This is a genomic window from Duganella sp. CY15W, from assembly GCF_009857555.1.
Taxonomy (GTDB): domain Bacteria; phylum Pseudomonadota; class Gammaproteobacteria; order Burkholderiales; family Burkholderiaceae_D; genus Rugamonas; species Rugamonas sacchari.
The window spans coordinates 920582-937279 of record NZ_WWCQ01000001.1 but is presented as its reverse complement, the minus strand read 5'-3'; the positions used below and the strand labels follow the sequence as shown (position 1 = coordinate 937279).

The 16698-nt window shown below is 62.2% G+C and carries 18 protein-coding genes; 9 read left to right on the top strand and 9 right to left on the bottom strand.

Annotated elements, in window-relative coordinates; all coding sequences use genetic code 11:
- Positions 1-116 precede the first annotated feature (116 nt).
- A complete protein-coding gene (locus GTP58_RS04480; protein WP_161076430.1) occupies positions 117-467 on the bottom strand; it encodes a hypothetical protein in 351 nt (116 codons plus the stop codon).
- Positions 468-666: 199 nt separating this feature from the next.
- On the opposite strand from GTP58_RS04480, the gene GTP58_RS04475 reads away from it, so the two are divergent.
- A complete protein-coding gene (locus GTP58_RS04475; RefSeq protein ID WP_161076429.1) occupies positions 667-1053 on the top strand; it encodes a hypothetical protein in 387 nt (128 codons plus the stop codon).
- A gap of 11 nt (positions 1054-1064) precedes the next feature.
- Positions 1065-1337 carry a DUF3079 domain-containing protein gene (locus GTP58_RS04470; protein ID WP_161076428.1) on the top strand — a complete coding sequence of 91 codons (273 nt, stop codon included), beginning with the start codon at positions 1065-1067 and terminating at the stop codon, positions 1335-1337.
- On the opposite strand, the gene GTP58_RS04465 is transcribed toward GTP58_RS04470, so the two are convergent.
- The 6 genes from GTP58_RS04465 to GTP58_RS04440 form a co-directional block, all read right to left on the bottom strand.
- Positions 1222-1878: a carbonic anhydrase gene (locus GTP58_RS04465; protein WP_161076427.1), complete on the bottom strand. Its 657-nt coding sequence runs from the start codon at positions 1876-1878 to the stop codon at positions 1222-1224. The genes GTP58_RS04470 and GTP58_RS04465 overlap by 116 nt on opposite strands.
- Positions 1865-2548, bottom strand: coding sequence for a Crp/Fnr family transcriptional regulator (locus GTP58_RS04460; protein WP_161076426.1), 684 nt, complete (start codon positions 2546-2548; stop codon positions 1865-1867). Before GTP58_RS04460 ends, GTP58_RS04465 begins: the two co-directional genes overlap by 14 nt.
- 7 nt (positions 2549-2555) lie before the next feature.
- Positions 2556-3968 carry an oxygen-independent coproporphyrinogen III oxidase gene (gene hemN / locus GTP58_RS04455; protein WP_161076425.1) on the bottom strand — a complete coding sequence of 471 codons (1413 nt, stop codon included), beginning with the start codon at positions 3966-3968 and terminating at the stop codon, positions 2556-2558.
- A gap of 13 nt (positions 3969-3981) precedes the next feature.
- Complete coding sequence (locus GTP58_RS04450) at positions 3982-5367, bottom strand: NarK family nitrate/nitrite MFS transporter (protein ID WP_161076424.1); 1386 nt, start codon at positions 5365-5367, stop codon at positions 3982-3984.
- A gap of 14 nt (positions 5368-5381) precedes the next feature.
- Complete coding sequence (locus tag GTP58_RS04445; protein WP_161076423.1) at positions 5382-6644, bottom strand: nitrate/nitrite transporter; 1263 nt, start codon at positions 6642-6644, stop codon at positions 5382-5384.
- A 62-nt stretch (positions 6645-6706) separates the two neighbouring features.
- The gene (locus tag GTP58_RS04440; protein ID WP_161076422.1) at positions 6707-6877 is read right to left on the bottom strand and encodes a hypothetical protein; all 171 of its coding nucleotides are present in this window, start codon (positions 6875-6877) and stop codon (positions 6707-6709) included.
- A 99-nt stretch (positions 6878-6976) separates the two neighbouring features.
- Here GTP58_RS04440 and GTP58_RS04435 point away from each other — a divergent pair, with 99 nt between their 5' ends.
- The 7 genes from GTP58_RS04435 (at position 6977) to GTP58_RS04405 (ending at position 15327) form a co-directional block, all read left to right on the top strand.
- Positions 6977-9241, top strand: a complete 2265-nt coding sequence (locus GTP58_RS04435; RefSeq protein WP_161076421.1) for a nitric-oxide reductase large subunit — start codon at positions 6977-6979, stop codon at positions 9239-9241.
- A gap of 169 nt (positions 9242-9410) precedes the next feature.
- On the top strand, positions 9411-10811 hold the full coding sequence (gene nirK, locus GTP58_RS04430) for a copper-containing nitrite reductase (RefSeq protein WP_161076420.1): 1401 nt from the start codon (positions 9411-9413) through the stop codon (positions 10809-10811).
- A 2-nt stretch (positions 10812-10813) separates the two neighbouring features.
- Entirely contained in the window at positions 10814-11719 is a 906-nt protein-coding gene (locus GTP58_RS04425) for a formylglycine-generating enzyme family protein (protein ID WP_229215416.1), read from the top strand.
- Positions 11716-12309 carry an SCO family protein gene (locus tag GTP58_RS04420; protein WP_161076419.1) on the top strand — a complete coding sequence of 198 codons (594 nt, stop codon included), beginning with the start codon at positions 11716-11718 and terminating at the stop codon, positions 12307-12309. Before GTP58_RS04425 ends, GTP58_RS04420 begins: the two co-directional genes overlap by 4 nt.
- 93 nt (positions 12310-12402) lie before the next feature.
- A complete protein-coding gene (locus GTP58_RS04415; RefSeq protein ID WP_161076418.1) occupies positions 12403-14442 on the top strand; it encodes a ribonucleoside triphosphate reductase in 2040 nt (679 codons plus the stop codon).
- Positions 14430-14606 carry an anaerobic ribonucleoside-triphosphate reductase gene (gene nrdD, locus GTP58_RS31580; protein WP_072783926.1) on the top strand — a complete coding sequence of 59 codons (177 nt, stop codon included), beginning with the start codon at positions 14430-14432 and terminating at the stop codon, positions 14604-14606. Before GTP58_RS04415 ends, nrdD begins: the two co-directional genes overlap by 13 nt.
- Complete coding sequence (locus GTP58_RS04405; protein ID WP_161076417.1) at positions 14587-15327, top strand: anaerobic ribonucleoside-triphosphate reductase activating protein; 741 nt, start codon at positions 14587-14589, stop codon at positions 15325-15327. The genes nrdD and GTP58_RS04405 overlap by 20 nt, the downstream gene beginning before the upstream one ends.
- Here GTP58_RS04405 and GTP58_RS04400 read toward each other — a convergent pair.
- Positions 15293-15787: an SCP2 domain-containing protein gene (locus tag GTP58_RS04400; protein WP_161076416.1), complete on the bottom strand. Its 495-nt coding sequence runs from the start codon at positions 15785-15787 to the stop codon at positions 15293-15295. The two genes, GTP58_RS04405 and GTP58_RS04400, sit on opposite strands and share 35 nt — an antisense overlap.
- Entirely contained in the window at positions 15784-16686 is a 903-nt protein-coding gene (locus tag GTP58_RS04395) for a U32 family peptidase (RefSeq protein WP_161076415.1), read from the bottom strand. Before GTP58_RS04395 ends, GTP58_RS04400 begins: the two co-directional genes overlap by 4 nt.
- Between the last annotated feature and the right edge of the window lie 12 nt (positions 16687-16698).

The window sequence follows — 16698 nt, the reverse complement described above, 5'->3', positions numbered from 1 at the left end:
CCTATGCGACGATGAGATCAGTCTACGGAGGCCGCCAGCATGTGTGAATCGGCAAGAAGTCGGCGCGGCGTGGTGAGATGGCCTAGGCCATCTAGTTCCAAATGACTATTCTGCCGCTAGCCGCAGCGTGTACGGCCGCAGGCCGCCAGCAACTCGCGATAGCCGTGCAGGCTGCGTGCGTCGATCCAGCGGCCATCGCCATCCAGCACCAGGGCAGCGCGCACCAGGCCCGGTTGTTCCTGCGCGGCCAGCTGGGCGAACATGGCGACGACGCTGCAATAGCGCAGTGTGCGGCCGCTGTCGTAGCGGATCTGCGCCCGCAGCGCACCGCCCTCCGCCTCACAGCGCGCCATCTGCGGCGGCAGGCCGCTGGCACCCACAGGGCGATAGCCTTCGTATAACACCGCAGCCAGCGTGAGTGCGGCCAGCACCCACGCCGTGCGGCGATGACTGATTGAGGTTCGCATCAACATTCCTTTCGTAGCGGCGCCATTGTCCATGGCCGCTGCGCTAAAAATCTTTGATGCAGGTCAGGTTTTCCCGATTCATTTCAAGGCAAAAGAACTAGGCCGGGTAGTCCTTCATGAGCATGGGCAGGCGTCGCCAGGCGCGCTATACATACGGTCGGGCCGCCACATCGCGCGCGCCATAAAGCAAGGAGTCCATATGAACATCGCCACTTTTGAAGAACTGCTGATTGCCGCCGCCGTCCAGCCGGAGCAGCAACGGCTGCTGTTGACGTTTGCCGTCGCCGAACCGGAGCCGGACAGCACGCCAGGCATCCGTCCGCGCACCACGCTGGTGCCGGTCATGTGCGTCGACAAGCAGGTTGTGGAGCTGGATACCTTTCACAATCTGGCGGAAGAAGCCAGGCGCATGGGCCAGGACTGGGATGTACTGCTGGTGACTACCCTGTCCGGCAGCGCCAGCCAGCTGCCGGATCACGAACAGACCGATGCCGCGCTGCGCAAGATGATCAAGGCCATCCGCCATGGCCAGATGGAACGTCTGCTGGCTTTTGACCGCAGCGGCGACCTGCTGCAATACGCCTGATCGGGAACGCCGTGGCCAAGACTTTTCCAATACGGCCAGCGCGGCCGGAGTTGATCTGCTGGGGATGCGACCGCTATTGCGCGGCCGGCGCCATGATCTGCGGGAATGGCGCCGACCGCACCCAGCATCCGATAGAAACCTTCGGCGAAGGCTGGGAGACCTTTGGCCTCAATGCGCAGGACGCTCGGTCAGAGGACAAACCAGCGGCAGGAACTGCTGCTGGCGCGCCGAATACGCCATCAACGCCCCGCTCTCCAGGTCAAAGTACCAGCCATGAAGTTTAAGCTTGCCTTGATCCACGCGGCGCTTCAGCCACGGATAGGTCAGCAGGTTATCCAGCGATAGCAGGATGCTGGCCAGTTCGCAGGCGTGATGCTGCTCTTCGCTGCTGCGGTGTGCCAGGTCGCGCCGCACCCGCTCCGCCACCGGCTGGGCAATACGCATCCACTGGCCGACAAAGTCAGTCTCACGCTGCACAGGCTTGGGCGCCATCACGGCGCGGATGCCGCCGCAGCGGGCGTGACCCAGCACGATAATGCGCTCGACTTCCAGCTCGCACACGGCAAACTCGATCGCCGAACTGACGCCGGCCGATGCCGTCGGCGTACAGGGCGGCACCAGGTTGGCGATGTTACGCACCACGAACATATCGCCCGGATCACTGCCGGTCAGCAGCACGGGATCGACGCGCGAATCGCAGCAGCCGATCAGCAAGGTGCCGGGACGCTGGCCCGCGCGCAGGTTGCCATATAGGTCGGGATTCTCATTGAAGTACTGCTGCTGGAAGCGGTTAAAACCGCTGATGAATTTTTCAATATCCTGCATGATTGCGCAATGCCTCTGTATTCATAATGTCGATCCTGCGCCCTTTGAAGGTAATCAGCCTGTGTGTACTCAGCTCCGCCAGGATGCGCGAGAAGTGTTCGGGCGTCAGGTTCAGGCGTGAGGCCAGCACCGCCTTGGTGACAGGCAGCGTCACTTGCGTGGCCTGCGGGTCCGGCAGTTCTTTCAGCAGATAGGCCACAACGCGCTGGGTGCCGTTGCGCAGTGCGTAGGACTCCATATCGCACATCAGCGAGTGCATGCGCTGGCTCAGGCCCGCCAGCATCTTGCAGGCGAATTCGGGATCGTGATGGATCTCGCGATAGATCACCGGCTTGGAAACGTGCAGCAGCAGCGTGTCTTCCATTGCCTGCGCGGCCACGATGTAGGGACTGCCCATGAACATCAGCGCTTCGCCAAAGCTGTGGCCAGGGCCGATCAGCTCAATCACTTTTTCGATGCCGCTGGCCGAGGTAAACGACAGTTTGACCTGGCCGTACAGCACCTGGTGAAAACCCACGCAGGCGTCGCCGCGCTGGAACAGCACTTCCCCGCGTTCCGCACGCACTTCCGTTGTCCCGAGCGCGATGCGGTTCAGCTCTTCCGGTCCCATGGAGTTAAACAGCGGCACGCGCGCCAGAAACTCCTGTACCTTGATCTTGTTCTTGTCCATGCCTGCCTCAGATGGTTTTGGAATAACGCGCGGGCTGCGGCCCTTCCTGCCGTGGTGCGTGCAGATAGCGGTCGAACGCCATGCAGATATTGCGTATCAACAGACGCCCACGCATCTTCACGCGTACGCCCCGGCTGCCCAGGCAAAGCAGATGTTCTTCCTCCAGCGGTTTCAGCCGCTCCAGGTCAGCGGCAAAGTATTCCGCTGCAGTGACGCCTTGCGGCATCGGCAAGCCGTCGAAGTCGAGAATGAAGTTGCACATCAGCCGGCCAATCACCATGCGCCGCAGGATGTCGTCCTGGCTTAGCGTGATCCCGCGCGCGATAGGCAGCTCGCCGCGGTCCAGCCGTTCGTAATACGCCGTCAGCGATTTCTCGTTCTGGCTATAGGTATCGCCAACCGCGCTGATCGCCGACACGCCCAGCGCCACCATCGGCGCATCCGCATGTGTGGAATAGCCCTGGAAGTTGCGCTGCAGGCGGCCTTCATGCTGGCTGCGCGCCAGGTCGTCTTGCGGCAGCGCGAAGTGGTCCATGCCGATGTAGACATAGCCGGCTGCGGTCAGGCGTTCGATACACAGGCCAAGCATGTCCAGCTTGGCCTCCGGGTCTGGCAGTTCCTCCTCCCTGATCAGCCGCTGCGCCTTGAACAGCTGTGGCATATGGGCGTAGTTGTAGACCGCGATGCGGTCGGGACGCGCGGCGATTACCTTGTCCAGCGTCGGTGCAAAGCTGGTCGCGCTTTGCAGCGGCAAGCCGTAGATCAGGTCCACGCTGATGGAGCGGAAACCGCAAGCGCGGGCGGCGTTCAGCACATCCATGGTCTGTTCATAGGACTGGATGCGGTTGACGGCCTTTTGCACCGCTGTATCAAAATCCTGGATACCCAGGCTGATTCGGTTGAAGCCCTGGCGGCGCAGCGTCGCAATACGTTCTGGCGTCACCGTGCGCGGATCGACTTCGATGGAAAACTCGCCTGCTTCATCCGCCGCAAAATCGAAGCGCGCGCGCAATTGGCCCAGCAGGCCGTCCATCTGCGCGTCGCTCAGGTAGGTCGGCGTGCCGCCGCCAAAGTGCAGCTGATCGACCTTGCGCCGGCCGCCCAGCACATCGGCCTGCAGCGCGATTTCACGCGACAGGTAGCCCAGATACTCGGTGGACTTGCTCTTGTCCTGCGTGATGATCTTGTTGCAGCCGCAGTAGTAGCACAGCGATTCGCAGAATGGGATGTGCACATACAGCGACAAAGGCGCCTGCTCGCCCGCCGCGTCCAGCCGCGCGACGGCGGCGCGGTAGTCTCCTACGCCAAAGTCGCCGGTAAAGCGGTCCGCAGTGGGATACGAGGTGTAACGTGGCCCCATCTTGTTCAATTTGCGCACCAGCGCGGCGTCGAATTCGACGGATGGGATCAGCGGTATCATGGTCGTTCTCCGGTTAGCAGGGCATGGCGGCGTTCTTGCGGGCGTAGCACCACCAGGTGATGCCGATGCAGCTGAAGTAGAAGGCGATGAAGCACCACAACGCCGCATCCGCACTGCCCGTCATCGCAATCGACGTACCGTAGCTCTTGGGGATGAAGAAGGCGCCGTAAGCCGCCACCGCCGAGGTAAAGCCCAGTACTGCGGCGCTTTCCTTGTTGGCGTCGGCCACAGCCTGCTGCTGCATGGCTTCCGGCTGCCCCTTCACCGCGCGCTGGCGCTCGGTCAGGAAAATCACGGGAATCATGCGGAAGGTCGAGGCGTTACCGATGCCGGTACCGGCAAACAGCAGCATGAACATCCAGAAGAAACCAGCGAACTGGCCGGCCACCTCGCCATGGGGCAGGAACATGATGACGCCATACACGGCGGCGATCATGCCCGCGAAGGTCCAGACGGTGACCCGCGCGCCACCCAGCTTGTCGGCAATCACACCGCCAGCGACGCGGAACAAGGCGCCCACCAGCGGGCCAAGGAAAGCGTACTGCAACGGATTCACGTCCGGGAACTGGGTCTTGATCAGCAGCGGAAAGGCGGCCGAGTATCCGATAAACGAGCCAAAGGTGCCGGTGTAGAGCCAGCACATCAGCCAGTTGTGCTTGCGTTTGAAGATCACCGCCTGGTCGGCAAACGACGCCTTGGCCGATGCCAGGTCGTTCATGCCGAACCACGCCAACAGACTGCTGACCACAATGAACGGCACCCAGATAAAGCCGGCGTTCTGCAGCCACAGGGTGCTGCTGACGCCTGCCTTGAGCGAGGTTTGCGGCTCACCGCCAAGCGCGCCAAACACACTGGCAGTAATCACCAGCGGCACCACAAACTGCACCGCCGATACGCCCAGGTTGCCCAGGCCCGCGTTCATGCCCAGTGCGTAGCCTTTCTGCGCCTTCGGGAAGAAGAAGCTGATGTTGGCCATCGACGAAGCGAAATTGCCGCCACCGAAGCCGCACAGCAGCGCCAGTATCAGCATGGTTGGGTAGCCGGTGTTCACGTCCTGCACGGCATAGCCAATGCCGACCGCAGGAATCAGCAGCGAGGCGGTTGACATCGTGGTCCATTTGCGACCGCCGAAGATAGGCACCATGAATGAATAGAAAATACGCAGCGTGGCGCCGGACAGGCCAGGCAGCGCCGTCAGCCAGAACAGCTGGTTAGTGCTGTACTTGAAGCCGATGGCGGGCAAGTTGACCACCACCACGCTCCACACCATCCAGATAGCGAATGCCAGCGCCAGTGCCGGAATCGAGATCCACAGGTTGCGGGTGGCCGTGCTGCGCCCACCGCTGCCCCAAAAGGCGGAGCTCTCTGGCTCCCACGTGTTAATCATGTACTTGCTCATTGAATTCTCCTTATTTAAGCGGCTTGCAGCGCGGGGGCGGCAGTCACGGTTGGCCGGAACGAGTAGTGCATCCACACCAGCGAGACGCAGACAGCACCGTACAACAGCATGAAGGCGCTGGAACGTACGCCAGTCAGATCCAGCAAGGCGCCGAACATGATCGGCAGGATGAAACCGCCGAGCCCACCGGCCAGGCCAACCACGCCCGACACGGCGCCGATGTTGTCGCTGAAATCGTCGGCGATGAATTTGAAGACCGAGGCTTTACCAATCGCCATCGCGGTGCCGACGATGAACAGCAGCGCGGTAAATATCCACGGCGACAGGGCCAGGTTCATATGCACGTCACCGCGCGTGGTCTGCACGATCATCGAGGTCGGTGGATAGGACAGCAGGAAGAAGCACACCCAGCACACCCACATGACCCACCAGGTGACCTTGTAGGCGCCGTGACGGTCCGCGATCCAGCCACCCAGTGCGCGCAGCACGCCGCCTGGCAGCGAGAAGCAGGCTGCCAGCAGCGCGGCCAGTTTCAGGTCGAAGCCATACTCGCCCACGTAGTATTTGGTCATCCACAGCGCCAGCGCGACGTAGCCGCCGAACACCACGGAGTAGTACTGGCAATAGCGCCACACGCGGCGATCCTTGAGCACCTTGACCTGGTCGGCAAAGGACACGCTGGCGCCGCTTTGATGCGACGGGTCGGTGGCCGAGAATAGCCAGAACAGCAAGGCCGTTACCAGCATGGCGATGGCGTACACCGTGGGCAGGGCTTGCCAGCCCCAGGCCGCGATGATGGCTGGCGCCACAAACTTGGTCAGCGCCGAACCGGAATTACCGGCGCCGAAAATGCCCATGGCCAGGCCACGGCGCTCCTTGGCGAACCAGCGCGCCACATACGGCGTGCCGACCGAGAACGAACCGCCGGCCAGGCCCACAAACAGGCCCAGTACCAGGAACTGCCAGTAAGCGGTGGCCTTGCCGATCAGGTAAATCGCCGGCACGGTGGCCAGCATCAGCAGGAAGAACACGATACGGCCACCGTGTTTGTCGCACCAGATGCCCAGCGGGACGCGCACCAGAGAACCGCTTAACACCGGCATCGCCGCCAGCAGGCCAAACTCCGTTTCGTTCAGGCCCAGCATCTTCTTGATGGGGATGCCCAGCACCGCAAACATCATCCAGACCGCAAAGCAGATCGTGAATGACACCGTACTGCTTACCAGTACCTGCACCGCTTTATTATTGTTTGCCACTTTACTTCTCCTGACGCACATAGGGATGGCATCAGGTTACGCTGCAGCGCATCACACGACTATCGGCATGACGGATATCCCGTCTAGGCCGAAAGAACTAGATCCGCCAGCGTCACCTCATCCAGCGTCGCCAGAAAGGTATCGCTTGCCCTGGCCAGCAGCTGCTGCACCTGGCAGCAGCCCGCATAGCGGCAGCTGGCGCGCCGGGCGTCAAAACAATCCGCCATATAGAAATCCGGCTCGCTCTCGCGCATAACCTGCGTCAAGAAAAACGAGGATCGAATATGCATGTTTAAACCACGCGCCTAGAATCGGCGGCGTCGATTTGACAAGCCACCATAAGGAACCATGCCATGCACGCTACCCGCAAGCTCTGGACCTGGCTGGCCGTTATCTGTGCCCTCTCCTTCGCCGTGCTAGGCTGGGTAGGTGCAGAGATCTATCTAACGGCGCCACCCATCCCCAAACAAATCATCAGTGCCAATGGCGATACGCTGTTCGGCGAAGGCCAGGTCGACCGCGGCCAGCAAGCCTGGCTCTCCGCCGGTGGCCAGCAGCTTGGCACAGTCTGGGGCCACGGCAGCTATGTGGCGCCAGACTGGTCGGCCGACTGGCTGCACCGCGAAGCGCTGGAACTGCGCCAGATCTGGGCCAGGCGCGATCACGGCGCCAACTTCGATGATCTGAGCAAGCCCACCCAGGCCGCCATCAACGCCCGCCTCAAGGAAGAGATGCGCCGCAATACCTATGACGCGGGCCGCGGCGTCATCGTGCTGTCCGCCGACCGTGCAGCCGCCGTGCGCGCCGTCGCCAGACACTACACCGACCTGTTCGGCGATGCCCGCAGCCTGGATCATCTGCGCGAACAATACGCGATGAACGCCAACTCGGTGCCGGATCAGGATGACCTGCGCGCCCTGCCAGCGTTTGTGTTCTGGTCGTCGTGGGCCGCGTCCACCGACCGTCCCGGCGCAACGGAGCTGAGCTACACCAGCAACTGGCCGCATGAACCGCTGATCGACAACCGCCCCAGCGCCGGCGCAGGCATCTGGTCGATCGCCAGTGTGATCCTGATGATCGGCGCGATTGCCGCGATGGTCATGGCCCACTCCACCGCCAGGGAAGAAGAAGACCCAGAACCGCCCAAGTCCGATCCGCTGTTCAGTCTCAAACCGACGCCATCGATGCTGGCGACCAAAAAATACTTCTTCGTGGTGATCGGCCTGATACTGGCGCAAGTCGGCATGGGTGTGATTACTGCGCACTATGCGGTGGAAGGCCACAGCTTCTTTGGCTTCCCGCTGGCCGACGTGCTGCCGTTTGTGGTCAGCCGTACCATCCACACCCAGTTTGCCGTATTGTGGATAGCCACCGCCTGGCTGGCGACGGGCCTGTACATTGCACCGGCCATCTCCGGCCACGAGCCGCGCTTCCAGAAACTGGGCGTGAATGTCCTGTTCTACGCGCTGCTGTTCATCGTGGTTGGTTCGACCGCCATGGGCTGGATCGGCTCCCTGCAGCACAAGGGCACAGCCTTCGCCTTCTGGCTCGGCAACCAGGGCCTGGAATTCACCAGCATGGGCCGCATCTGGCAAATCCTGCTGTTCGTCGGTCTGCTGTTCTGGGTCACGCTGCTGGGCCGCGCGTTATGGCCAGCGCTGCGCAAGCCATCGGAAAGCCGTGGGCTGATCGTGATGGTCTTCCTGGCCGCACTGTGCATAGGCGGCTTCTACGCGACGTCGCTGACCTGGGGCCCGCACAGCCACTACTCGATGATCGAATACTGGCGCTGGTGGCTGGTCCACCTGTGGGTGGAAGGCTTCTTCGAAGTATTCGCCACCGCCGTGATTGCGCTGCTGTTCACCCGCCTGGGCCTGATCCGCGCCGCTACCGCCAACAATGCCATCGTACTGGAGACGATTGTGTTCCTGTTCGGTGGCATCCTGGGCACGCTGCACCACCTGTACTTCACCGGCACGCCAACCTTCGTGATCGCGATTGGCGCCATGTTCTCGGCGCTGGAAGTGGTGCCGCTGTCGCTGATCGGTATCGAGGCATGGCGCAACTACCAGCGCTCGAAGGCGGCGCCGTGGGTTGCCAGCTACCGCTGGTCCATCCTGTGCTTCATCGCTGTCGGCTTCTGGAACACCGTGGGCGCCGGCCTGCTGGGCTTTTCGATCAACACGCCGATCGCGCTGTACTACATGCAGGGCCTGAACATGACCGCAGCCCACGGCCATGCCGCACTGTTTGGCGTGTACGGCATGCTGGGCATCGGCCTGCTGCTGTTCTGCCTGCGCGGCCTGAGCGACCGCCTGGCCTGGTCCGATGCGCTGCTGCGCCCTATGTTCTGGTGCCTGAATATCGGCCTGGCGATGATGGTCTTCATGTCGCTGACGCCAGCCGGCATCTATCAGGCCTGGGCCAGCGTCAGCACCGGCATGTGGTTCGCCCGCTCGCCGGAAGTGATCCACTCGAAGCTGATGGAAACGCTGGTGTGGCTGCGCGTCCCTGGCGACGTGGTGTTCGCCATCGGCACGCTGTTCCTGGCGCTGTTTGCATGGCGCCTGCTGACGGCGCGTAAAGAACGAAGTGCCGCTGTCGCAAACAACGCGTGATTTATATGGGGCGGCCTTGAGCTGCCCCACTTTTTTAAAAGCAGAAGGAGTTTCAAAATCCCTCATGACTGTTCGACACCAATGGCGCAGGACGGTGTCGCCAAACGCTTCCGCCATGCAGCCGGGGACGAAACGCCGCAAAACCATTAACAACCAGAAGGTGAATGAGATGAAAACGCAATTCAAGCTTGCCGCCGCCAGCGTCGCCGCTGCGCTGCTCGTCGTATCCCAAAGTTTCGCCGAACCAGTACTGCCCGTGATTACCCAGGAGCTGGTCGCTCCGCCATTGCTGCCTCCACAGATAAGCCGCAAGACCGCCGCTCACGTGGTGGTCAATCTGACTGTAGAGGAGGTCGAGCGCGAAATCGCGCCGGGTACCAAGTACACCTTCTGGACTTTTGGCGGCACCGTGCCCGGCAAAATGATACGCGTGCGTGAAGGGGATACGGTCGAACTTCACCTTCAGAACCTGCCGGACAACAAACTGCCGCACAATATCGACCTGCATGCGGTGACTGGTCCTGGCGGCGGCGCCGCACAGACACTGATCGCTCCGGGCAATGAAGCCAGCTTCACGTTCAAGGCGCTGAATCCTGGCCTGTACGTATATCACTGCGCTACCGCGCCAGTCGGCATGCACGTGGCGAACGGTATGTACGGCATGATACTGGTCGAGCCCAAAGAAGGCATGTCCAGGGTGGACAAGGAATACTACGTCATGCAGGGCGACTTCTACACCACGGGCGCTTACCGCGCGCCCGGCCTGCAAGCCTTCGATCAGCAGAAGGCCATCGACGAGAAACCGACCTACGTCGTATTCAACGGCGCCGATGGCGCGCTGACCGGCGCCAATGCACTGACGGCCAGGACCAATGAGAAGGTCCGCATGTTCTTTGGCGTCGGCGGCCCGAACATCACCTCCAGCTTCCACATCATTGGCGCGATCTTTGACAAGGTTTATACCGAGGGCGGCACCAGATATCAGGAACAGGTACAGACCACCATGGTGCCTGCCGGTGGTTCGACCATCGTCGAGTTCACGCCCAAAGTGCCGGGCAACCTGACGCTGGTGGACCACTCGCTGACGCGCGCATTCAACAAAGGGGCGATCGGTCTGCTGTCGGTCAGCGGCCCGGAGAACCTGTCCATCTACGGCAAAGGCATCAAGAAGCCGCTGCCTGCGGCCAAAGCAGCGGTGGCGCCTGCGCCGGCCAAGGCGGCTGAACCGGTCGCCGTGGTACCCGGCCAGCACCTGCGCGGCAAATCGGTGTATGACAGCACTTGCACGGTTTGCCACCAGTCCAAAGGCGAAGGCGTGGCCGGCGTTTTTCCGCCACTGGCAAATTCGGATTTCTTCAAGGAGCGTCCGTATGAAATGGCGCACATCGTGCTCCATGGCCGCAGCGGAGAAATCGTCGTCAATGGTGAGCACTACAACGGCGTAATGCCGCAGCAGGAGCTCAGCGACGAGGATGTCGCCGCAGTGCTGAACTATGTCAGCGTCGAAATGAACAAGGGTAAGCCCGTCATCACGGCGACCCAGGTCGCTGACATCCGCAAAGCGAGGTAGCCATGAAAACGCCGGCGTCCGGCTATTGCCGCACTGGTTTCAGGACCGCACTCGCGCTGTCGATGGCAGTCGCCTGTGGCATGACTGGCAGCACAGCCGCCAGCCCTGCGCCGGTGCAGCCAGCCAAGGCCGGCGCGCATCCCGACGAGGCGCTCGCAGACATTTGCCGCGCGCCCAGTCCTGCGGATTCCGGCGCCGGCTACCGCGCCATCGCCGGCGGGCCGCTGCGCAGCGTGCTGCCCGCCGACGGCGTGGCAGGCGACGCCCGGGTGGCGCCCTTCCTGCTGCGCAGCCGCCTCGTTAGCAACCGCGAATTCAAAGCCTTTCTGCAAACGTCGCCATCATGGCGACGCGGCCAGGCCCCGGCGCTGTTCACCGCACCGGGCTACCTGGCCACCCTGGACACCGCTGACGACGACGCTCCCGTCACCCACGTCAGCTGGTACGCCGCCCAGGCCTATTGCACCAGCGAGGATGCCCGCCTGCCGCGCTGGTACGAATGGGAGTTCGCCGCCGCAGCCGACGCCACCCGGGCAGACGCCCGCGACGACGACGCCTGGCTCACCGCCATCCTGCGCTGGTACGCCGATGCGGGCAAGGCGGCGCCAGGCCACGTCGCCGCCACGCCTGCCAACTACTACGGCATCCATGACACGCACGGCCTGGTGTGGGAATGGGTGGAAGACTACAGCGGCCTGTTTGTCAACGCCGACAGCCGCGCCAAGGGCGAACAGAAACAGCTCGACTACTGCGGCGGCGCCGCCGTTTCGCTGGCAGACCGCCGCAACTACGCAGTCCTGATGCGCCTGGCCCTGCTCTCCGCCATGGAAGCACGGCAGGATGGCGCCAACCTGGGATTCCGCTGCGCGCGTGATCCCGTCCCCAACGATCAAGGAGCCTCACCATGAAAACCATCTTGCGCGCTGCCGCCATGGCCGCAGCGGTCACCCTCGTCCTGCCTGTCGCATCAACGGCGGCAGAGACGCCAGCGACGGCGCCTGCCAGCACATCGCTCTATCAGCTCGACACCCGGCTCACCGATACCAGCGGCCAGCACTTCACGCTACGCGACATGGCCGGTGCTCCGGTGCTGGTGACCATGTTCTACGGCGACTGTCACTCCGCCTGTCCCATCGTGATTGAAACACTCAAGCGCACCGTCACCGCGCTTGGCCCGGACGGCAAGCGGCTGCGTATCCTGCTTATCAGTCTGGCGCCGCAGCGCGATAATCCCAGATCGCTGGCGATGATGGCGCACATGCAGAATCTCGATCCAGCCCAGTACCGCCTGGCGGTGGCGCGCGATGACAGCGACACGCGCATGCTCGCCTCCGCGCTCAACATCCGCTACCGCGCGCTGGACAACGGCGAGATCAATCACACCACGCGCATCGCGCTGCTCAATCACACCGGCGCGGTGCAGGCCGACTCCACGCGGCTGGATGCGGAGCCCGATCCCGTTTTCGTCAGACAGATCGCTGCGGCCTTAAAAAGATAAGCCAGATCAAGAAATCAATAGATAGCTCCCACCCACGTTAAAAACACCATATATAGTAGACAAACGATCAAATCAACTAGATATGGGGCGAACATGGAAGGTCTGTATCACACCACAATCGTCAAGCGTGACGGCAGCGAGCAGGAATTCAATCTGTCCAAGATTGAAAGCGCCCTGCTCCGCGCCGGCCGCGCCAGTGGCGAATTCGATGCTGTCAAAGCCAGCCAGCTGACCGAGGGCGTGCTATTGCAGCTGTCCTCCCTGCCTGCCAATGAAAAGATGACGGTGGAGCTGGTCCAGGATAATGTCGAAACAGTGCTTTACGATGCTGGCTATCGCCAGACACTGCGCCGTTACGTGGTCTATCGCGAGCAGCACGCCACGCTGCGGCAGGACAAACACTCGCTGCTGGACGTCGCCAGTTCGATCAACGAATACCTCGACCGCCAGGACTGGCGCGTCAACGCCAACGCCAACCAAGGCTATTCGCTGGGCGGGTTGATACTCAACGTCTCCGGCAAGGTCATCGCCAATTACTGGCTCAATCATGTCTATCCGCCGGAGATCGGCCTGGCGCACCGCGAGGCCGATCTCCACATTCATGACCTGGATATGCTGTCCGGCTATTGCGCCGGCTGGTCGCTGCGTACGCTGCTCAATGAGGGGCTGGACGGCGTGCCGGGCAAGGTGGAATCCAGCCCGCCGCGCCATATGTCCAGCGCCATCGGCCAGATCGTCAATTTCCTCGGCACCTTGCAGAACGAATGGGCAGGCGCCCAGGCATTCAGCTCCTTCGATACCTATATGGCGCCCTTCATTCGCAAGGACAAGCTGCGCTACGAGGAAGTCAAGCAGTACATGCAGGAGCTGATCTACAACCTCAACGTGCCATCGCGCTGGGGCACGCAAACGCCATTCACCAACCTGACCTTCGATTGGGTCTGCCCTGAGGACTTGCGCGAGCAGGTTCCCCACATCGCCGGCGAAGAGATGCCGTTCTCCTACGGTGAGCTGCAAACCGAAATGGACATGATCAACCGCGCCTACATCGAGATCATGATGACGGGCGATGCCAAAGGCCGCGCCTTCACCTTCCCCATCCCGACCTACAACATCACCGAAGACTTTGCGTGGGAAAGCCCGAATGCGGAGCTGCTGTTTGAAATGACGGCGCGCTACGGCCTGCCCTACTTCCAGAACTTCATCAATTCCGAGCTGAAGCCGAACATGATCCGTTCCATGTGCTGCCGCTTGCAGCTCGACTTGCGCGAGCTGCTCAAGCGCGGCAACGGCCTGTTTGGTTCGGCCGAACAAACCGGCTCGCTGGGCGTGGTCACCATCAACTGCGCGCGCCTGGGTTATCTGTACCGCAATGACGAACCGGCGCTGCTGGCAGCGCTGGACCGCCTGCTGGAGCTGGGCCGCGACAGCCTGGAGATCAAGCGCAAGGTCATCCAGCGCCACATGGACAACGGCCTTTTCCCCTACACAAAACGCTACCTCGGCACGCTGCGCAACCACTTCTCCACACTGGGCGTCAACGGCATCAACGAGATGGTGCGCAATTTCGATCCATCGGGCCAGCACGACATCACGACACCGTGGGGCCACGCTTTCGCGCTGCGCCTGCTGGACCACGTACGCGCGCGCATGGTGGAATTCCAGGAGCAGACTGGCCATATGTATAACCTGGAAGCCACGCCGGCCGAAGGCACGACCTACCGCTTCGCCAAGGAAGACCGCAAGCGTTACGCCAACATCCTGCAGGCAGGCACACCGCAGATGCCGTACTACACCAACTCTTCGCAACTGCCGGTCGGCCACACCGACGATCCGTTTGAAGCTCTGGAGCAGCAGGACGCCTTGCAGCGCAAATACACGGGCGGCACCGTGCTGCACCTGTACCTGACGGAAGCCCTGTCCAGCGCCGCTGCCTGCCGCACACTGGTGCGCCGCGCGCTGGGCCGCTTTGGCCTGCCTTACATCACGGTGACGCCAACCTTCTCGATTTGCCCCAAACACGGCTACCTGAAAGGCAGCCATGCGTTCTGTCCCAAATGCGACGCCGAAATCATCGCCCGCAAACAAGCCTCTCTTCAATCACCAGCAAAGGAAACGCCATGCACACATTGAATCCGCAGACCGTCAAACTCGACGACGCCGAACGCCAGCCTTGCGAAATCTGGACCCGCGTGATGGGCTACCATCGCCCGGTTTCATCCTTCAACATCGGCAAACAAGGCGAATTCCACGAACGTAAATTCTTCCGTGAGCCACATGCCCAGTCCGGAACCTAAGCAGGAACGCCGCTCACTGCGCGTGGGCGGCTATACCCCGTTCAGCGCCACTGAATTCCCCGGCCTCCTGTCCGCCGTGGTGTTTGTGCAGGGATGTCCGTGGCGCTGCGGCTATTGCCAGAACCCGCATTTGCAGGAGCGCACGCGCGAAAGTCCCATCGCCTGGAAGGATGTGATGACGACACTGGAGCGCCGCTCTGGCCTGCTGGATGCGGTGGTATTCTGCGGCGGCGAACCGACCATGGACCCGGCACTGGAGGACGCCATCCAGCAGGTGCGCGCCATGGGTTTCAAGGTTGGCCTGGAAACCGCGTGCATCTATCCCGACCGCTTGCGGGATGTGCTGCCGCTGCTGGATTGGATCGGCTTCGACGTCAAGACGACGTTTGACAGCTACGCCGGCATTACCGGCGTTGGCGGCAGCGGCGAGCCGGTACGCGAGTGCGTTGCCGCCATTCTCGACAGCGGCGTCGCCTATGAGTGCCGGACTACCGTGCACCCGGACCAGCTGCCGCCGGAGCGGCTGGTCGCACTGGCGCATATGCTGGCCGCCATGGGCGTGAACAACTACGTCCTGCAGGAGTTTCGCGCCACCGGTTGCGCCGAAGACGCATTGATTAACGGCGCGATTCCCGGCTATCCGGGTGAGGATGTGCTGACCGGCATAGCCCCATTGTTCAGAAACTTCAGAGTGCGGCGCGCCGGCCAGGAAGCGCGTTGACAACCCGGGACAGGGCCTGACGGCCCAGTTCCGTCACCGGGACGTCAATCGCGTCCAGTGTATTCTTGACCAGCAGGCCCAGTTCCGTATCCCCCTCCATCGACAGACGGCGCGAGAAAAACAAGGTGTCCGGGTCTTGCTCGCGCCGTGCCAGTGCGATGAAATCCCGTGTGCAGGCGCCGATTTCCAGATCCGGCACGCCATTGTTGCGCAATGCGGCAAAGCCCTCGCCACGCCACGTAAAATCAAACGCCACGCCAGCATCGCTGACGCGCACGCGCAAATGGCGGCCCGCCAGTCCGGCGCGTACATCGTCCGGCAGATGCGGCCGCAGCACCAGGTTTAACGCCGCCACGCATAGCAGCGAGCCCGGATAGGCAGGCAGACGCTGGCCCAGCGTCGCCAGAAAGGATGGCAGCAGCTGCGCCGGACCGTAATTGTTTTGTGCTACAGGGTTCATGCCGCTTGCTCCATGCGATATTCCAGACCGGGTTTGCCGTACCAGTAGCCATTGCAGGCTTCAGCCGGCAGCAGCGGCGAGATTGCCTCCGCTGCGGAGCGTGGCGGCGTGGCGCCGCTGCGCACGGCGTCAAAGGCGGCGATGATCCCGGCCATGTTGCTGGACTGCGGGCTAAGACGGGCCACATCCACACCCAGCGCCTGCATCTGTTCCAGCTCCGCCACCAGGTTGTAGACCAGTGCGGACTGGCTCTGGATGCCGTTCAAAATCAGGAAGGCCTGCTTCTCGCGGGTCTGCATCAGCAAGCCATCCGGATGATCGATGCAGCTGAAACGGCAGTCATCCTTCGGCAGATTGCGGTTGCGGGCGGTGAAGCAGCGCGCCGAGAATGCCAGCGGCATGCGGCCAAAAGCGAAGACTTCGGTTTCCATACCCGGGGGACGGCTGTCCTGCATATGGCGCAGGCCATCACGGCTCATCTCCAGCGGCATTACCCAGCGCTTCGCGCCCAGGCCGTGCAGCAGCGCCAGCGTCGGCGGGTTGTAGATGTTCAAATGCGGGCCGGCGATGAAACGCGACTGGCCGGATAGCATATGCACCGCGCCCATATCGTTGGCCTCGACGTGGAATTGGCCGTTCGCCGTCAGCTTGCGCTGCGTGCCCAGGTCGGCGCTGGATTCGATCAGCGCCAGCGTGGACAGCACCACTTCCTTGCCGCGGTTCTGTAGCAGCGCGGCGACTTCCAGCCAGTCCGACGCACGCAGCTCGTGACGGCGCGAACACACGGTTTCGCCAAGGTAGACAATATCCACCGGCGTCTCCGCGATTTCCTCATAAAATTCCATGACCTTGGCGCGCGGCCAGTAATACAGCAGCGGCCCGAGGGCGAGTTTCAGCATGACTTCTCCAGT

Excerpts from the sequence above, each read along its gene's own strand:
- GTP58_RS04395 (WP_161076415.1), bottom strand. The coding sequence starts at position 16,686 with ATGCTGAAACTCGCCCTCGGGCCGCTGCTGTATTACTGGCCGCGCGCC.
- GTP58_RS04440 (WP_161076422.1), bottom strand. The coding sequence starts at position 6,877 with ATGCGCGAGAGCGAGCCGGATTTCTATATGGCGGATTGTTTTGACGCC.
- GTP58_RS04405 (WP_161076417.1), top strand. The coding sequence starts at position 14,587 with ATGCCCAGTCCGGAACCTAAGCAGGAACGCCGCTCACTGCGCGTGGGC.
- nrdD (WP_072783926.1), top strand. The coding sequence starts at position 14,430 with ATGCACACATTGAATCCGCAGACCGTCAAACTCGACGACGCCGAACGC.
- nirK (WP_161076420.1), top strand. The coding sequence starts at position 9,411 with ATGAAAACGCAATTCAAGCTTGCCGCCGCCAGCGTCGCCGCTGCGCTG.
- GTP58_RS04425 (WP_229215416.1), top strand. The coding sequence starts at position 10,814 with ATGAAAACGCCGGCGTCCGGCTATTGCCGCACTGGTTTCAGGACCGCA.
- GTP58_RS04460 (WP_161076426.1), bottom strand. The coding sequence starts at position 2,548 with ATGGACAAGAACAAGATCAAGGTACAGGAGTTTCTGGCGCGCGTGCCG.
- hemN (WP_161076425.1), bottom strand. The coding sequence starts at position 3,968 with ATGATACCGCTGATCCCATCCGTCGAATTCGACGCCGCGCTGGTGCGC.
- GTP58_RS04400 (WP_161076416.1), bottom strand. The coding sequence starts at position 15,787 with ATGAACCCTGTAGCACAAAACAATTACGGTCCGGCGCAGCTGCTGCCA.
- GTP58_RS04475 (WP_161076429.1), top strand. The coding sequence starts at position 667 with ATGAACATCGCCACTTTTGAAGAACTGCTGATTGCCGCCGCCGTCCAG.
- GTP58_RS04420 (WP_161076419.1), top strand. The coding sequence starts at position 11,716 with ATGAAAACCATCTTGCGCGCTGCCGCCATGGCCGCAGCGGTCACCCTC.
- GTP58_RS04480 (WP_161076430.1), bottom strand. The coding sequence starts at position 467 with ATGCGAACCTCAATCAGTCATCGCCGCACGGCGTGGGTGCTGGCCGCA.
- GTP58_RS04445 (WP_161076423.1), bottom strand. The coding sequence starts at position 6,644 with ATGTGCGTCAGGAGAAGTAAAGTGGCAAACAATAATAAAGCGGTGCAG.
- GTP58_RS04435 (WP_161076421.1), top strand. The coding sequence starts at position 6,977 with ATGCACGCTACCCGCAAGCTCTGGACCTGGCTGGCCGTTATCTGTGCC.
- GTP58_RS04465 (WP_161076427.1), bottom strand. The coding sequence starts at position 1,878 with ATGCAGGATATTGAAAAATTCATCAGCGGTTTTAACCGCTTCCAGCAG.
- GTP58_RS04415 (WP_161076418.1), top strand. The coding sequence starts at position 12,403 with ATGGAAGGTCTGTATCACACCACAATCGTCAAGCGTGACGGCAGCGAG.
- GTP58_RS04450 (WP_161076424.1), bottom strand. The coding sequence starts at position 5,367 with ATGAGCAAGTACATGATTAACACGTGGGAGCCAGAGAGCTCCGCCTTT.